A 16,035-nucleotide genomic window follows, 5' to 3' on the forward strand; every position below is an offset into this window, starting at 1 on the left:
CTCTAAAATTCTGTAAAGAGTAGTTGGATTTCAGGAGTAATGGAAATCCAGTCATCACGGTGAATCAAGACACCCTTGGCTTTTTGAGATCGAAGGACATCTTTCAGCCCCGATGCACCTAGTTGTACTCTACCTTTTCCGAGTGATTTTCCACTTTCCTTATCAAAAACCGTAACAATATCGCCATAAGAAAAGTTGCTCTCAACATCTACAATACCTGATAAAAGTAGACTTTTACCATGTTGGGAGAGAGCTTCTGCAGCCCCTTTATCAACCCAAATAGCCCCCTGACTTTTGGCATAAAAAGCTAGCCATTGTTTCTGGGTACGGAGCCCCTTCTCCTGTGCAACAAAGAAAGAACCATCAAGAGTTTCTTCAGCTGCTTCAATTAAAGCATCAGGTTTCAAGGATGAACAGATATAAACCGGCACTCCTGACTCTGTTGCAATGGTCGCTGCCTTTATCTTAGTCAGCATACCACCAGTTCCGTTTGAAGATCCTGCTCCACCTGCCATATCGATAATTTCACGATTGATATTCTCAATTCTCTCCAGACGTTTAGCCCTTGGATCCGAGTTAGGATTTCCAGTATAAAGACCGTCTACATCCGTTAAGAGGACTAAAAGATCTGCCTGCACCATTGCTGCAACCTGGGCACTGAGTGTATCATTATCTCCGACCTTAAGTTCGTCAATGACGACACTGTCATTTTCATTGATAATAGGAATTGCACCACGATTAAGAAGGACTGACAAAGCTTGATGGGCATTTTTATAACGTCGCTTATCGACAAAATCATCCTGAGTTAACAAGATTTGCGCTGAAACAATCTGTCTTAAGAGCAAATTGGTTGTGTATTCTTCTAAGAGTAAACCTTGACCAACCGCAGCCGAAGCTTGTTTATCCGCAATCTTGGTTGGTCGTTTTTTAAATCCTAAGGCTCCGAAACCTGCTGCAACAGCCCCAGAAGACACCAAAATCAGCTCATGACCAGCTTCATGTAGCATTGCAAGCTGCTGTGTAATTGCTTTTACTTTACTGCGAGATAAACTTCCATCTTTATGAGTCAAAGATGAAGTCCCTACTTTAAATACGATACGCTTGTACTTCATATTTTTCTCCAAATTTAATATTTAACCATTTTACCATGATTTTATGAAATTGTAAAAAAGGAACTCTCTCACTCTGACCGCAAAAAAAGAACCTTGCAAAGCAAGATTCTTTTAGTGTCTGACTTAAATAATTGTTCTTCTGGGAACTAAATCGAATTAAGCTTCGATTTCTGTAACCATACCTGAACCAACAGTACGTCCACCCTCACGGATAGAGAATGTAGTACCTTGTTCTACGGCGATTGGGTGGATCAACTCAACGTCGATTGTCACGTTATCACCTGGCATTACCATTTCAGTACCTGCTGGAAGTTCGATTGAACCTGTAACGTCAGTAGTACGGAAGTAGAATTGTGGACGGTAGTTGTTGAAGAATGGAGTGTGACGTCCACCTTCTTCTTTAGTAAGGATGTAAACTTCACCTTTGAATTTAGTGTGTGGGTTGATTGAACCTGGTTTAGCGATAACTTGTCCACGTTCGATTTCGTCACGTTGAACACCACGAAGAAGGATACCTACGTTGTCTCCTGCAAGACCTTCGTCAAGTTGTTTACGGAACATTTCAACACCAGTAACAACAGCTTTTTTAGTTTCTTCTTTGATACCAACGATTTCGATTTCGTCGTTAACACGAACAGTACCACGGTCGATACGTCCTGAAGCAACTGTACCACGTCCAGTGATTGAGAATACGTCCTCGACTGGAAGAAGCAATGGTTTGTCAGTATCGCGTTCTGGTTCTGGAATGTACTCATCAACAGTGTTCATCAATTCCATGATGATGTCTTCGTATTTAGAGTCACCTTCAAGAGCTTTAAGAGCTGAACCTTGGATAACTGGAAGATCGTCACCTGGGAAGTCGTATTCTGAAAGAAGGTCACGGATTTCCATTTCAACCAATTCAAGCAATTCTTCGTCGTCAACCAAGTCGATCTTGTTCATGAAGACGATAAGGTGTTTAACACCAACCTGACGTGAAAGAAGGATGTGCTCACGAGTTTGTGGCATTGGTCCGTCAGTTGAAGCTACTACAAGGATAGCTCCGTCCATTTGAGCGGCACCAGTGATCATGTTTTTAACGTAGTCCGCGTGTCCTGGAGCGTCAATGTGAGCGTAGTGACGTTTTTCAGTTTCGTACTCAACGTGCGCAGTGTTGATTGTGATACCGCGTTCGCGTTCTTCTGGAGCAGCATCGATAGACGCATAGTCTTTAGGTTGGTTAACTGCTGAAGGCAAGCGACGTGCCAAAACAGTTGTGATAGCTGCAGTTAGGGTAGTTTTACCGTGGTCAACGTGTCCGATAGTACCAATGTTAACGTGTGGTTTACTACGATCGTATTTTTCTTTTGCCATTTGAGTAAAAGCCTCCAATAAAATATATTTTATAGATAGACAGTAGGCAATACAGTCTAACTTTCCTTACTATTTTATCAAATTTCAGCTAAATTGCAAGTGTTTTACAAAGTTTTTGTGAATTATTCTTATTCTTGTCCTAGTTCCTCTATCAATTTGTTTAAAATATCGATAAATAGGCTTATTTTAGAAAAAAGAACCAGAGCGGATCTAGTTCTTTTATTCTGATAAGTGTTTTTCTTCTTTTGCTTCCTTGTGATTTTCATACAATCGAGCTAAGAATTTGGAAATCTCTTTTAAAATTGAGTAGGTTGGAACAGCAACAATCATACCCACCACACCGTAAATATTACTTGATAACAAGAGCAAGACTAAAATAGTAATTGGATGGACCTTCATGACACCACCTACAATACGTGGATACAAGATATTTCCATCAACTTGCTGGATAATCAACATATAAATGACAGCGATAATCATTTTGTGAGGATCTGTAAAAAGGTTAGAGATAATCATTGGGATCAAACCGATACTTGGTCCAACATAGGGGATCAAATTTGCCAAACCAGAGAAAATAGCAAACACCAAGGCATACTTCAATCCGATTACACTATAGCCAATAAAAGCCAAACATCCAATAATGACTGCATCGATTGATACACCGCTAATATAACGAGCAATAGTGGTATTCAAATTTGTTAATAAACCAGATATATGCAGTTTATCTCGTTTTAGGACAGTCCTCTCAAGCATTGGTAAAAACTTATGTCCGTCTAGCAAGAAGTAAATCAAGAAAACTGGTGTCATGATGATGATCAAGACTGTGCTTACGAGTGCAGATAAAATACTTCCAACACTATTTGTCACGCTATTTAAGATGTTTTGTAAAATATCAACATAAGAGAGATTTAGTTGTTGAACGGTTTGTTGAACATCTATATTTTGAAAGGCTGGATGTTTTGATAATTCTAAGACTAGATCTTGGAGACGACTATAAATATCTTGACTAGAGTTAATCAAGCTACTCAACTGATTGATTAAAATAGGTAAAAGATAGACAACGCCTATCACAATAGTTCCAATTAAGGCGCAAAGGGTTAACAAAATCCCAATTATTCGATTAATCTTGCACTTCTTCTCAAGAAAAATAACAATTGGATTGGTAATGTAATACAAAAAGCCTCCTAACAAAAAAGGAATCATAATTGTATTTAGCACACTTACGAAGGGTGTAATAATGGCACCCATTTCTCTCCATAGATAGAAAATTAAGGTTATTAATAGGATTTCAGTTGTCCAGAAGAACAATTTATTTCTCCGAAACATAAGTCACCTCCTCTTTTTCCTATTTTACCATATTTCAAAAAAGATTGATAACCTTCATCAAAAAATCAAGAATATTTTTTGTCTTTGTGATAGAATAAAGTTACTATGAAGAAATTATTTTTAACCTTAATCACAATATTTTTATTCGGTTCTGCTACCACTGTTTCTGCTCAGGATTTTGATGTAGCTGCAAAACACGCTATTGCCGTAGAAGTTAACAGCGGAAAGATTTTATATGAAAAAGAAGCAACTCAACCTGTTGAAATTGCTTCTATCAGTAAAATCCTCACTGTTTATCTAGTTTATGAAGCTTTAGAACAAGGAAAAATCTCACTCTCTACTCCTGTTGAAATCTCAGATTATCCTTACCAGCTCACTACCAATTCTGAAGCAAGTAACGTTCCTATGGAAGCTCGTAACTACACAGTTGAGGAATTGCTAGAAGCTACTCTGGTATCCAGTGCTAACAGTGCAGCCATTGCCCTAGCTGAAAAAATTGCTGGCTCTGAAAAAGACTTCGTTGATATGATGAAGGCCAAACTATTGGAATGGGGTATCCAAGACGCTACTCTCGTTAATACAACTGGTCTTAACAATGAAACTCTCGGCGCTAATATCTATCCTGGTTCAAAGAAAGATGATGAAAATAAATTGAGCGCTTATGATGTAGCTATTGTTGCTCGTAATCTGATTCTCAAGTATCCTCAGGTCTTAGAAATCACTAAGAAACCTTCTTCGACTTTCGCTGGTATGACCATTAATTCTACTAACTATATGCTGGAGGGAATGCCTGCCTATCGTGGTGGTGTTGATGGACTTAAAACTGGTACGACAGATAAGGCTGGAGCATCCTTTGTAGGTACTACAGTCGAAAAAGGAATGCGTATCATTACTGTTGTTTTAAATGCTGACAACCAAGATACCAATCCATATGCACGCTTTACAGCTACTTCTTCTCTCTTAGATTATATTTCCTCTACCTTTGCTCTCCAGACCATCGTCAAGCAGGGTGAAAGTTATGAGGATAGTAAAAGTCCTGTTTTAGATGGAAAAGATGACACAGTCACAGCGGTCGCAAAAGAAGATATCAAAATTGTTCAACGCTTGGGCAGTCGAGCTCAATCAACTATCACCTATACTGCTGATACTACTGAACATACTGCACCACTTGAAGCAGGAACAGTCGTTGGCCATCTCAGTTATGAAGATAAAGATCTAGTCGGGCAAGGTTATATCACTACTGACAAACCTAACTTTGAAATGGTTGCAGAAAAAAATGTTGACAAAGCCTTCTTCTTAAAAGTTTGGTGGAATCGATTTGTTCGATTCGTAAACGAAAAGTTATAAAAAAATCGCGAAATTCGCGATTTTTTCTTTATTCATTTTCAGCTACAGTCGAATGTTTATAGCCATAAGTAAAGTAGATAATAATTCCTATTAACAAGGCAATTCCAAACGCCATCCATGTTTCAAGAGTATACTGAAGCATGAATGAGAGACAGATCAGAATAGATAAGATTGGTAAAAAAGGAACCAGGGGAGTTTTGAACTCGCCCTCTTTTGGCATCCCCTTGTCTTTTCTCAGTTTGATAATACCGTAGGCTAGGAGAATAAGATAGGCTAAGGTGCAGATATTAAGAAAGGCTGCAATACTTGCTAGTGGGAAGATTCCCGCTGCAATGGCTGAAACAAGACCAGTTAAGATGGTTGCATTCTTTGGAACGCGACTAGTCTTGGTCACTTCTTTAAAACTTTGAGGCAAGAGTCCATCACGGGCTAAACTATAGATCATTCGTGACAAGGCGTAGGTCATTGAAATACATACCGTAATCAAGGTAAAAATCGCAACAAGTGAAACATAGTTAGCTGCCCAACCAATACCGATACTTCTCAAAGCGAAAGCCACTGCATCATCTACATTGAGCTTGCTATAATGAACAATCCCTGTCAATACTAGAGTGACTAGTGCATAAAGTATAGTAACGATAGTTAAGGATAAAACAATTCCACGCGGTACATTCTTCTGGGGGCTTTGAATTTCATCAACTGCCATTGAGATGGATTCAAACCCTAAAAATCCAAAGAACATGAGTGAAGCACCTGCCATAATCCCAGTGCTTCCACCATAAATCTGACCAAAGCCAAATGGTGCAAAGTCTGCCCAATTTTCAGGTTTAATGTACCAGATTCCAACTAGGATGAATAGGGCAAGAGCAGAGAATTTTAAAACTACTAAAATGGAATTAAATCGAAGCGCAGCCTTCGAATTCAATAAGACCAGTCCCGTAACGAGGACGAGAACTAGAATTGGCAGGAGGTCAAGATAGGTCCCTTGCTCTGGATTAAAGGTCCCATTTAAGGCTTGAGGCATAGAAATACCATAATGGCTAAGCAAACCTTTAAAATAGGCCGCCCAACCCGAAGCTACACCAGAAACAGCTGTCATAAATTCCATAATAGTCAGCCAACCAGCAATCCAGGCTGGAAATTCACCTAAAATTGCATATAGATAACTATAAGCACCCCCAGTTGCTGGAACACGAGAGGCAAATTCTGCGAAAAAGAGAGCAGATAAGGACACACAGATCGCAGAAATTACGATAGATACCACAAGAGCAGGTCCTGCTAATGTTGCTGCAGCTGTTCCTGTAATGGTAAAAATACCAGTTCCCACCATAGCACCAATTCCTAAAAGAATTAAATCCCATAATTTCAAATGGCGGTGCATTTCCGTTTTACCTAGACTAACGTCTTTGGTTCTAAAAATATTCATATTTCATCCCCCACTTTATGTGATTGTATTATTTTACCATACAAAAGACTTTTTGTGAATATTTATAAGTATCTTTCGTCAAAAAAACTGAGAGTGGGACAGAAATCGGTAATTCGTTAGAATTCGATTTCGTCGTCCCACCTCCGCACAGTTGAGTAGGGCTGTAAAAGCTGATGAAATCAGCGTAGTAGAGACCACTCAACCACTGCGTCTTGCTCGACAATCCAAAGACAATTGAGAGGCTAGGACTTTTGTCCCAGCCTCTGTTTTTGTTCATAAAGATTATCCGACAGACCCTTCCATCTCGTAGCTGATCAAGCGGTTAAGCTCAACTGCATATTCCATCGGAAGTTCTTTGGTGAAGGGCTCTACAAATCCCATGACGATCATCTCAGTTGCTTCAGTCTCTGACAAGCCACGGCTCATGAGGTAATAGAGTTGTTCTTCTGAAATCTTAGACACCTTGGCTTCGTGCTCAAGCGCAACTTGCGAGTTGTGAATTTCATTAAATGGAATAGTGTCAGATGCAGACAAGTCATCCATGATAATGGTATCACACTCGATGTGAGAAACAGATTTCTTAGAGTTCTTATTAAAAGTCACTTGTCCACGGTAGTCTACCTTACCTCCACCTTTGGCAATAGACTTAGACACGATAGATGAACTAGTATGTGGAGCATTGTGGATCATCTTGGCACCAGTATCTTGGTGTTGCCCTGCATTGGCAAAGGCAATCGAAAGCATAGTCCCACGCGCTCCTTCTCCATCTAAGTAAACAGATGGATATTTCATAGTCGTTTTTGCACCCAAGTTTCCATCAATCCACTCAACAGTCGCATCTTTCAAAGCTTTAGCACGTTTGGTTACCAAGTTATAAACGTTGTCAGACCAGTTTTGAATAGTCGTATAACGCATATAAGCTCCGTCCAAAGCAAATATTTCTACAATAGCAGCATGCAAGCTGTTGCTAGAATAAGTTGGCGCTGTACATCCTTCTACGTAGTGGACACTTGCTCCCTCATCAACGATGATTAAGGTACGTTCAAACTGACCTGTATTTTCGTTATTGATACGGAAATAGGTTTGAAGTGGAATATCTACCTTGACACCTTTTGGCACGTAGATAAAGGTTCCACCTGACCATACTGCTGAGTTGAGGGCTGCTAACTTGTTATCTGTCGGCGGTACCAACTTAGCAAAATATTGCTTAAACAAGTCTGGGTATTCCTTGAGGGCAGAATCTGTATCTGTAAAGATAATTCCTAACTTCTCAAATTCTTCCTTCATGTTATGGTAAACTACTTCTGACTCATACTGGGCAGAAGCTCCAGCTAGATAGGCACGCTCAGCTTCAGGAATCCCGATCCGTTCAAAGGTTTCTTTGATTTTTTCAGGAACGTCATCCCAAGAACGGGCTGGTTTATCAGATGGTTTTTGGTAGTAAATCAAGTCATCAAAGTCAATCTCTGACAAGTCTGCTCCCCAAGTTTGCATGGGCATTTTTTTGAAGGTTTCATAAGATTTCAAGCGGAATTCCAACATCCACTCAGGTTCTCCCTTAGCAGCTGATAATTCACGAATAACACCTTCGTTGAGTCCTTTTCCTGTCGATAGGACAGGCTCTACATCGTCATGGAAACCAAATTTATATTCACCAAGATCAATTGGTTTTGGTTCTACTCTTTCTTCAGCCATAATATCCTTTCTTTCATTATATATATTTCTATGTTTCTTATTTATCTTCTTGATTTTCAATTGTTTTTTTGAGAGCATTCCAAGCTAGGGTTGCACATTTAATTCGTTGAGGGAATTTAGCTACACCAGATAAGAATGCTGCATCTCCAAGCTCGTCTTGACGTTCATCTTTTTGCCCTTGGACCATTTCAGAAAAAATGGTTGCAAGTTCTAAAATTTCTTGCTTGGTCTTCCCTAAAACTGCATCCGTCATCATACTAGCAGAGGCTGTTGAAATGGTACAGCCTGAGTTTAGAAAAGCAATATCTTCCAAACGATCGTCAGAACCAAATTTGACAGAGAGATTGATGACATCACCACAGGTAGGATTGTTGAGACTGATTTGTTCAGCATCTTCTAACTTCCCTTGATGATGAGGATTTTTTGAATGGTCCGCTACCACCGCCATATAGAGGCTATCTAGTTTAGAAAGTGCCATTGAAAAACTCCTTTGTCTTTTGTAAAGCATCGACCAGCTTGTCGCAATCTGCCTTGGTATTGTAGATATAAAAACTTGCACGAGCTGTTGCTGGGACGTCCAAATATTGAAGCAGAGGTTGAGCACAATGGTGACCGGCACGAACTGCTACTCCTTCATAATCCAGAGCTGTCGCAAGGTCGTGAGGATGAAGGTCCCCTAGATTAAAGGCAATAACACCTGAACGCTGAGCCAAATCTTGCGAACCGTAAATGGTCAAACCTTCAATTTCCTGCAATTTTGGAAATACGTATGCAATCAGTTCTTGTTCATGAGATTCAATGGCATCCATACCAAGATTTTCTAGGTAATCCACTGCTGCTGCAAGTCCAACAGCACCTGCCATGTTTGGTGTTCCAGCCTCAAATTTCCAAGGTAATTCCTTCCAACTAGCAGATTGCTCGTAGACGAAATCAATCATCTCGCCACCAAATTCTACTGGTGACATTTGTTCTAGATGCTTTTCTTTACCATAAAGGACACCGATACCTGTCGGACCAGCCATCTTGTGACCCGAAAAGGCAAAGAAGTCCACATCCAAGTCCTGGACATCAATCTTCATATGGGGTGTAGACTGAGCACCATCCACCACCATGATGGCTCCAACTTGGTGAGCCATTTGAGTGATTTCTTTGATAGGATTGACCACTCCAAGAACGTTTGATGCGTGAGCTAGTGAAACAAATTTAACTTTGTCAGTCAATTTAGAACGCAAGTCATCCATATCCAGAGCTCCATCTTTGAGATAGACATAAACAAGCTCTGCCCCAGTCTTTCGGCAAGCTTCCTGCCATGGAATAATATTGGAATGGTGTTCCATGACTGAAATCAAGACCTGATCTCCTTCAGTCAAGATTTCCTCAGCGAAACGTGCCACCCAGTTGAGACTAGTCGTAGTTCCTCTAGTGAAGAGTACTTCCTTTGTCGAACCTGCGTTGATGAACTTGCGAATGGTTTCGCGAGCAGCTTCATAAGATGCTGTCGCACGCTCTGCCAAAGTATGAACCCCTCGGTGAACATTGGCATTGTCCTGTTCATAGTAGCGGTTAATGGCTTCCAGAACAGCTAGTGGTTTTTGTGTCGTCGCAGCATTATCCAAATAAACCAGAGGTTCGTCATTGACAATCTGGTCTAAAATCGGAAAATCCTTGCGAATCACTTCTGCATCTAACATAGACTTCCCCTTAGCGTTTTGACAATTTTTCTTCGATCGTCGCAATCATTTCATCACGAACTTCCTTGACAGGGATCTCAACAATAACTGAGCCAAGGAAACCACGGACAACTAAACGTTCTGCAGTGGCTTTGTCCAATCCACGGCTCATAAGGTAGTACATATCTTCTGGATCAACTTGACCAATAGAAGCCGCGTGTCCTGCAGTAACGTCATTTTCATCAATCAAAAGGATTGGGTTGGCATCGGAACGCGCTTGGTCTGAAAGCATCAGAACACGGCTCTCTTGTTGCGCATCTGCTCCCTTAGCACCCTTGATGATATGGCCAATACCGTTGAAGGTCAAAGTTGCTTTTTCAAGAATAACACCATGTTGGAGGATATTACCGATAGAGTTGCAACCATAGTTAGTTACTCGAGTATCAATCCCTTGCACCTGACGACCACTTGAAAGAGCTACGACCTTGAGGTCCGCATGGCTACCATTTCCAAGTAAGTCACTATCAAAATCCGCAACGACATTTCCTTCGTTCATGACACCGATAGCCCAGTCAATACTTGCATCGTTACCTAGTTTACCTCGGCGGCTAATGTAGGCAGTAACATTCTCACCAAGACGATCAATTGCAGCAAATTTCACTTGAGCACCAGAACGTGCAATCACTTCAACTATGATATTTGCAGTTGCCTTAGCACTACCTCCACCACGTGACTCTAGACGTTCAAGATAGCTTATCTTACTGTTTTTACCTGCAATGATCAGAATATGCTTGTTAAATGGCACATCACTATCGCTGTCTTGGTAGAAAATCCCTTCGATTGGTTCAGCAATCTCAACATTATCAGGAATGTAGAGAACAGCTCCACTGTTAAAGTAAGCAGTGTGATAAGCTGCCAACTTGTCATCGTCGTATTTGACTGATGACATGAAAAATTCTTCTACGAGTTCTGGAATTTCTTCAAGAGCTGAGTGGAAGTCTGTAAACACAACCCCTTGTTCAGCTAACTCAACTGGAGTTTGCTCAAAAACAGTTTGAGTTCCTACTTGAACCAATTTCAAGTGATTATCTAGAGCTGTGAAATCTGGAACATTTGCTGATGGCTCATTTTCTGTAATCGTTCCATCACCCAGATTCCAACGGTGGAATTTGACACGCTCAATGACTGGCAATTCCAAATTCTCAATCTTGTCAAAAGCTTTTTGACGGAGATCAGCCAACCAACTTGGTTCAGCGTGCATTTCTGAAAAAAGTTTAATAGTTTCTTTAGTCATTTACTTCTCCTAAAAGATACGAGGGAATTACAATTCTTCCTTGTAGTCGTAGCCAAGTTCTTCAGCTAGTTTTGCGTATCCTTCACGTTCCAAACGCGCAGCCAACTCTGGACCACCAGAAAGGACAACACGACCTTCCATCATGACGTGTACCACATCAGGTGTGATGTAGTTCAAAAGACGTTGGTAGTGAGTAATAATCATAGCACCAAATCCTTCACCACGCATAGCATTGACACCTTTAGACACAACTTTAAGAGCGTCAATATCAAGACCAGAGTCAATCTCGTCCAAAAGGGCAAATGTTGGTTCCAACATCAAGAGTTGAAGAATTTCATTACGTTTTTTCTCACCACCAGAGAAACCTTCGTTGAGGTAACGCTCTGCCATTTCTTCTTTCATGTTGAGCAATTCCATTTTTTCGTCTAGCTTAGTGATAAATTCACGAACTGAAATCTTCTCATCATCTTCTTTACCAGCATTCATAGCTGCACGAAGAAACTCAGCATTGGTGATTCCAGGAATTTCTGATGGGTATTGCATAGCAAGGAAAAGTCCCATGCGCGCACGCTCATCCACTTCCAATTCAAGGATATTTACACCGTCAAACAAGACTTCTCCTTTAGTGACTTCATAGTTCGGGTTTCCCATAATTGCAGCTGAAAGAGTAGACTTACCGGTACCGTTTGGTCCCATGATAGCTGCAATTTCTCCTGTTTTAAGAGTCAGGTTAACCCCTTTTAAAATTTCTTTTCCTTCGATTTCAACGTGAAGATCTTTGATCTCTAATACTGACATGATAATTCCTTTCTTTTCAATCCGTTTTACCATTCTCGCTAGAAAATTGTCCTTAGTTTTCTAGTAAAAAACGATAAAATATCAATAAATATACTTTAATAGTATAACAAAAAAAAGCCTAAAAGGCTTTAATTTTGTCTAGAAGCTGAGGGTTACTTCTTTCCACGAAAATGGTCATCTATAGCGCTGACAATTTTACCCATAATATAGCTGACTCTAAAATTTCTTAGAATTAAAATAGCCCAAAGCAAGGCCACGATATACCGTTGCTCCATGATGGATTCATTAAAAAAATAAGTCTCAGCAGCAGTAAATAAGGCCATAATTATAAATTGTTGTCTGTTCATCGTATTATGTTACAAAATCCTTTTAATCTTCTGCAATGGTTACTTTATCCGCTAGAAACTCAAATCCTTGAGGAAGGACAGATTCTTCAACTTCTTCCTTAACCGGTTGACCTTGAGACGATTTAGCTTTAGCTGAGAAGTCTGCTCTGACTTCTTTCCACTCGTCCATAGATATAGCAAGAATCTCTGGAGAAAAACCAGCTGCTTGACTGAGTATATTGCCAAACATGGTGTTGAGATTATCACGTTTCATGGTCTGACCAGCATTGAAGTTAGATTCAAATGCAAGAATGGCATGGTGTTCATTAGCCGCAACAGGTTGAGAACCAACTAAAAGTGCCTTATCAGGACCTGACAAGCTTTCAATAACTTCACCCCAAGCATTTTGAAGACGTATTAGATTTTGACGGGCTAAATCAGGATTTTCAACAGCTTCTTGAAGAATAGACTGAACCTTATTGCGATCTACGCGATAAATTGACTTGCTGTTAACTGGACGACTCAGTGTTGGTGTAGTCTGCTTAGGACTCATGTTAACATTTGCCAGAGCCTGTTTCAATCGTGCAACTTCTTCTCGAAGTGAGGCTAATTCTCCACTTGTATCATCTGATAATGTTGGTTTTGAATCTATCTCTGCCAAACGAATGGTCATCATTTCAGCATAAATCTTAGGCTGTAAGCTAGCCTTGATATCAGCTAAACTACTTGTCGCAATTCCAATCATTTCAAACAAAACAGCCTGTGAAAGACCTAGGTTATCCTTAAAGAGATTACTATGGTGAGTATTCTCCCCACCAGTTTGGACAATCAAAATATCCCTTAGATACTGCAACAAATCCGTTACAAATCGTGTCATGCTTTTTCCGTTATCAAAAATCAAATTAAGATTTTTCAAAGCACGAGTCACATCTTTTTGTGCCAAGGTAGCCACATAATTATCCAAAGCACTTAGACTAATAGTCCCAGTAATTTCCTCCGAAACAGCTGTTGTTAATCTAGCATCTTGAGTCAAGCTCAATGCTTGGTCTAAAATGGACAAAGCATCCCGCATACCACCTTCTGCTCTACGAGCGATAATCTCAACAGCTTCAGTTTCATAAGCAATCCCTTCCTTCTCTAAAATATGGAAGATATGATCTCGAATATCCTGAGTTCTAATAGATTTAAACTCAAAGCGTTGAACACGAGACAAAATGGTTGCAGGAATCTTATGAAGCTCTGTCGTTGCTAGGATAAAAACAACATTAGGAGTGGGTTCTTCGAGAGTTTTCAAAAGGGCATTGAAGGCTCCTGTTGAAAGCATATGAACCTCATCAATGATATAGACCTTATACTGAGCTATACTTGGAGCATAAGTTGATTTATCACGGATATCACGAATTTCATCCACCCCATTATTAGAAGCTGCATCCATTTCGATAACGTCTTCCAAGCTACCGTCTGTCACCGCCTGACAGATATAACAGTTATTGCAAGGTTCTCCTCCCTCTTGATTAGGGCAGTTCATGGCCTTGGCAAAAATTTTGGCTACACTGGTTTTTCCAGTTCCACGAGGGCCCGAAAAAAGATAGGCATGGCTAATCTTTTCCTGCTCTACAGCTTGTTTCAGAGTTTTTGCAACAATTTCTTGGCCAACTAACTGTGAAAATGTTTGACTTCTATATTTTCGATAAAGGGCCTGATACATTACGCTTTCTCCTCAAACATTGAAAAATTCCATTCGGTTTTCTCTAACAAAATAGCAACAAACTCTTCTAGATATTTCTGATCCAAGTCATCATAATCATCAACAAGAGATGAATCTAAATCTAGAACGCACAGAAGATGTCCCTCTTTAACCATCGGCACAACAATCTCACTACGAGCACTACTATCGCAAGAAATATAGTTTGGATAGGTTTTTACATCACCAACAATAACTGTTTGACGGCTAGCTGCTGATTCACCACAAACACCTTTTCCAAGAGCGATTCGTACACATGAAACTCCACCTTGAAAGGGTCCCAAGATTAGTTCATTGCCATCAAATAGATAGAAACCTGCAAAAACAGTATTGGGAAAGCTTGTTTTTAGTAAGGCACTGGCATTAGATAAATTAGCCAACACATTGGGCTCTCCATCTAAAAGATAAGAGAGCTGTTCATTTATTGTTTGATAAAGTGATTCTTTTTCTGAATATAACATAAAACCATTATATCAAAAAATGCTAGTAGAAAAAAGAAAAATCCTCTGTTTAAAAAACAAAGGATTTTTTTCAAATTCGAATGAATTAAAGTTCGATGTCTCCGAACAAGTCAGCCATTGAGAATCCTGTTTGAGTTTCAGGGAGTTCAAAGTCACGTTTTTCTTGACGTTTTGGACGACGTGGACGTGGAGCACGTTTTTCTTCTTTTTGTCCTTCTTCTTGAGCCGGACGTTCTTCAAGAGCTTTGATAGAAAGTGAAACGCGTTCTGCATCAGCGTTAACTTCAAGAACTTTAACAGTAACTTCTTGACCAACTTTAAGAGCTTCTTTTGGATTCTCAATACGTTTGTGTGAAATTTGTGATACGTGAACAAGTCCATCGATACCTGGCAATACTTCAACAAATGCACCGAAGTCAGTCAAACGTTTAACTGTACCTTCTACAACGTCACCTTTAGCCAATTTTTGCTCAACGCCATCCCATGGTCCAGGTGTTGTAGCTTTAAGTGAAAGTGATACACGTCCTTCTTCTTCGTTAAGATCAAGGATTTTCACTTCAACTTCTTCACCAACAGTTACAACTGATTTTGGTGAAACGTTACGTTCGTGTGACAATTCAGTCAAGTGAACCAATCCATCAACACCACCAAGGTCGATGAAAGCACCGAAGCTTGTGATACGAGCAACTTTACCAGTTACTACATCACCAACAGCCAATTTACCGAATACTTCAGCACGAGCTGCTGCAGTAGCTGCTTCTACAACTTCACGACGTGAAAGGATGAAGCGGTTTTCTTTAGCGTCAACTTCTTTGATTTTAGCTTCAAATTCTTGACCTACAAAACGCTCAGTGTTACGTACGAAACGAGTATCCAACATTGAAGCTGGGATAAATCCACGTACACCTTCAAATTCAACAGAAAGTCCACCTTTAACAGCGCGTGTTCCTTTAACTGTAACAACTTCTTCTTCGCGTCCTACAAGTTTGTCCCATGCTTTGCGAGCTTCAAGGCGTTTTTTAGATACAAGGTATGTAACTGTATCAGTATCTTTACCAACTACTTGACGAAGTACAAGAACATCCAATACTTCTCCTACTTTAACAAAGTCATTGATATCTGCATCGCGATCGTTTGTCAATTCGCGAAGAGTCAAGACACCTTCAACACCAGTTCCTGAGATTGCAACGTTAGCTTGAGTCGCATCGACTGTCAATACTTCAGCACTAACAACATCACCAGGCTCAACTTGGCTAACGCTATTTAGCAAATCTTCAAATTCGTTCATCTAAAAAATCCTCCAACAATCAAGCTTTTCTTCAGCTTGACATACTTATAATTTTTTTCCTAAGCACCCGCAAGGACATGTTCATATCGTTCACGTCTTTCAATTATAAAAATAAAATACCCTAAGATATTTTTCTTTTTATCTTGAATTTATTACCTAAGAACTGGGGTAGCTGGATTCGAACCAACGCATGAG

Annotated in this window: 14 protein-coding genes; 1 reads left to right on the forward strand and 13 read right to left on the reverse strand. The window is 40.0% G+C overall.

Features of this window, described 5'->3' with window-relative positions; all coding sequences use genetic code 11:
- Nucleotides 1-2: 2 nt before the first annotated feature.
- The 3 genes from proB to HMPREF2987_RS01865 form a co-directional block, all read right to left on the reverse strand.
- Entirely contained in the window at nucleotides 3-1,112 is a 1,110-nt protein-coding gene (gene proB, locus HMPREF2987_RS01855) for a glutamate 5-kinase (RefSeq protein WP_075229085.1), read from the reverse strand.
- 156 nt (nucleotides 1,113-1,268) lie between these two features.
- Nucleotides 1,269-2,465: an elongation factor Tu gene (gene tuf, locus HMPREF2987_RS01860; protein ID WP_075229086.1), complete on the reverse strand. Its 1,197-nt coding sequence runs from the start codon at nucleotides 2,463-2,465 to the stop codon at nucleotides 1,269-1,271.
- 219 nt (nucleotides 2,466-2,684) lie between these two features.
- A complete protein-coding gene (locus HMPREF2987_RS01865; protein WP_075229087.1) occupies nucleotides 2,685-3,791 on the reverse strand; it encodes an AI-2E family transporter in 1,107 nt (368 codons plus the stop codon).
- A gap of 105 nt (nucleotides 3,792-3,896) precedes the next feature.
- Between HMPREF2987_RS01865 and pbp3 the strand changes: the two genes are divergently transcribed.
- Nucleotides 3,897-5,138 (forward strand): D-alanyl-D-alanine carboxypeptidase PBP3, encoded by a 1,242-nt coding sequence (gene pbp3, locus HMPREF2987_RS01870; protein ID WP_075229088.1) that lies wholly within the window; start codon nucleotides 3,897-3,899, stop codon nucleotides 5,136-5,138.
- Between the two features lie 28 nt (nucleotides 5,139-5,166).
- Here pbp3 and HMPREF2987_RS01875 read toward each other — a convergent pair whose 3' ends face one another.
- From HMPREF2987_RS01875 to rpsA, 10 genes are all read right to left on the reverse strand, one after another.
- Nucleotides 5,167-6,564: an APC family permease gene (locus tag HMPREF2987_RS01875; protein ID WP_075229089.1), complete on the reverse strand. Its 1,398-nt coding sequence runs from the start codon at nucleotides 6,562-6,564 to the stop codon at nucleotides 5,167-5,169.
- 282 nt (nucleotides 6,565-6,846) lie between these two features.
- Nucleotides 6,847-8,259: a Fe-S cluster assembly protein SufB gene (gene sufB, locus HMPREF2987_RS01880; RefSeq protein WP_075229090.1), complete on the reverse strand. Its 1,413-nt coding sequence runs from the start codon at nucleotides 8,257-8,259 to the stop codon at nucleotides 6,847-6,849.
- 37 nt (nucleotides 8,260-8,296) lie between these two features.
- Nucleotides 8,297-8,737, reverse strand: a complete 441-nt coding sequence (sufU, locus tag HMPREF2987_RS01885) for a Fe-S cluster assembly sulfur transfer protein SufU (protein WP_075229091.1) — start codon at nucleotides 8,735-8,737, stop codon at nucleotides 8,297-8,299.
- Nucleotides 8,724-9,950: a cysteine desulfurase gene (locus HMPREF2987_RS01890; RefSeq protein ID WP_075229092.1), complete on the reverse strand. Its 1,227-nt coding sequence runs from the start codon at nucleotides 9,948-9,950 to the stop codon at nucleotides 8,724-8,726. Before HMPREF2987_RS01890 ends, sufU begins: the two co-directional genes overlap by 14 nt.
- Nucleotides 9,951-9,960: 10 nt before the next feature.
- Nucleotides 9,961-11,223, reverse strand: a complete 1,263-nt coding sequence (gene sufD / locus HMPREF2987_RS01895) for a Fe-S cluster assembly protein SufD (protein WP_075229093.1) — start codon at nucleotides 11,221-11,223, stop codon at nucleotides 9,961-9,963.
- A gap of 27 nt (nucleotides 11,224-11,250) precedes the next feature.
- Nucleotides 11,251-12,021: a Fe-S cluster assembly ATPase SufC gene (sufC, locus tag HMPREF2987_RS01900; RefSeq protein WP_000114489.1), complete on the reverse strand. Its 771-nt coding sequence runs from the start codon at nucleotides 12,019-12,021 to the stop codon at nucleotides 11,251-11,253.
- 152 nt (nucleotides 12,022-12,173) lie between these two features.
- On the reverse strand, nucleotides 12,174-12,368 hold the full coding sequence (locus HMPREF2987_RS01905) for a DUF3272 family protein (protein WP_049525865.1): 195 nt from the start codon (nucleotides 12,366-12,368) through the stop codon (nucleotides 12,174-12,176).
- Between the two features lie 22 nt (nucleotides 12,369-12,390).
- A complete protein-coding gene (dnaX, locus tag HMPREF2987_RS01910) occupies nucleotides 12,391-14,055 on the reverse strand; it encodes a DNA polymerase III subunit gamma/tau (RefSeq protein ID WP_075229094.1) in 1,665 nt (554 codons plus the stop codon).
- A complete protein-coding gene (locus tag HMPREF2987_RS01915; protein ID WP_075229095.1) occupies nucleotides 14,055-14,552 on the reverse strand; it encodes a GAF domain-containing protein in 498 nt (165 codons plus the stop codon). Before HMPREF2987_RS01915 ends, dnaX begins: the two co-directional genes overlap by 1 nt.
- Before the next feature lie 85 nt (nucleotides 14,553-14,637).
- Nucleotides 14,638-15,840 (reverse strand): 30S ribosomal protein S1, encoded by a 1,203-nt coding sequence (gene rpsA, locus HMPREF2987_RS01920; RefSeq protein ID WP_075229096.1) that lies wholly within the window; start codon nucleotides 15,838-15,840, stop codon nucleotides 14,638-14,640.
- Nucleotides 15,841-16,035 lie beyond the last annotated feature (195 nt).

Origin of the sequence: Streptococcus sp. HMSC067H01 (assembly GCF_001814775.1) — a bacterium.
Lineage (GTDB): Bacteria > Bacillota > Bacilli > Lactobacillales > Streptococcaceae > Streptococcus.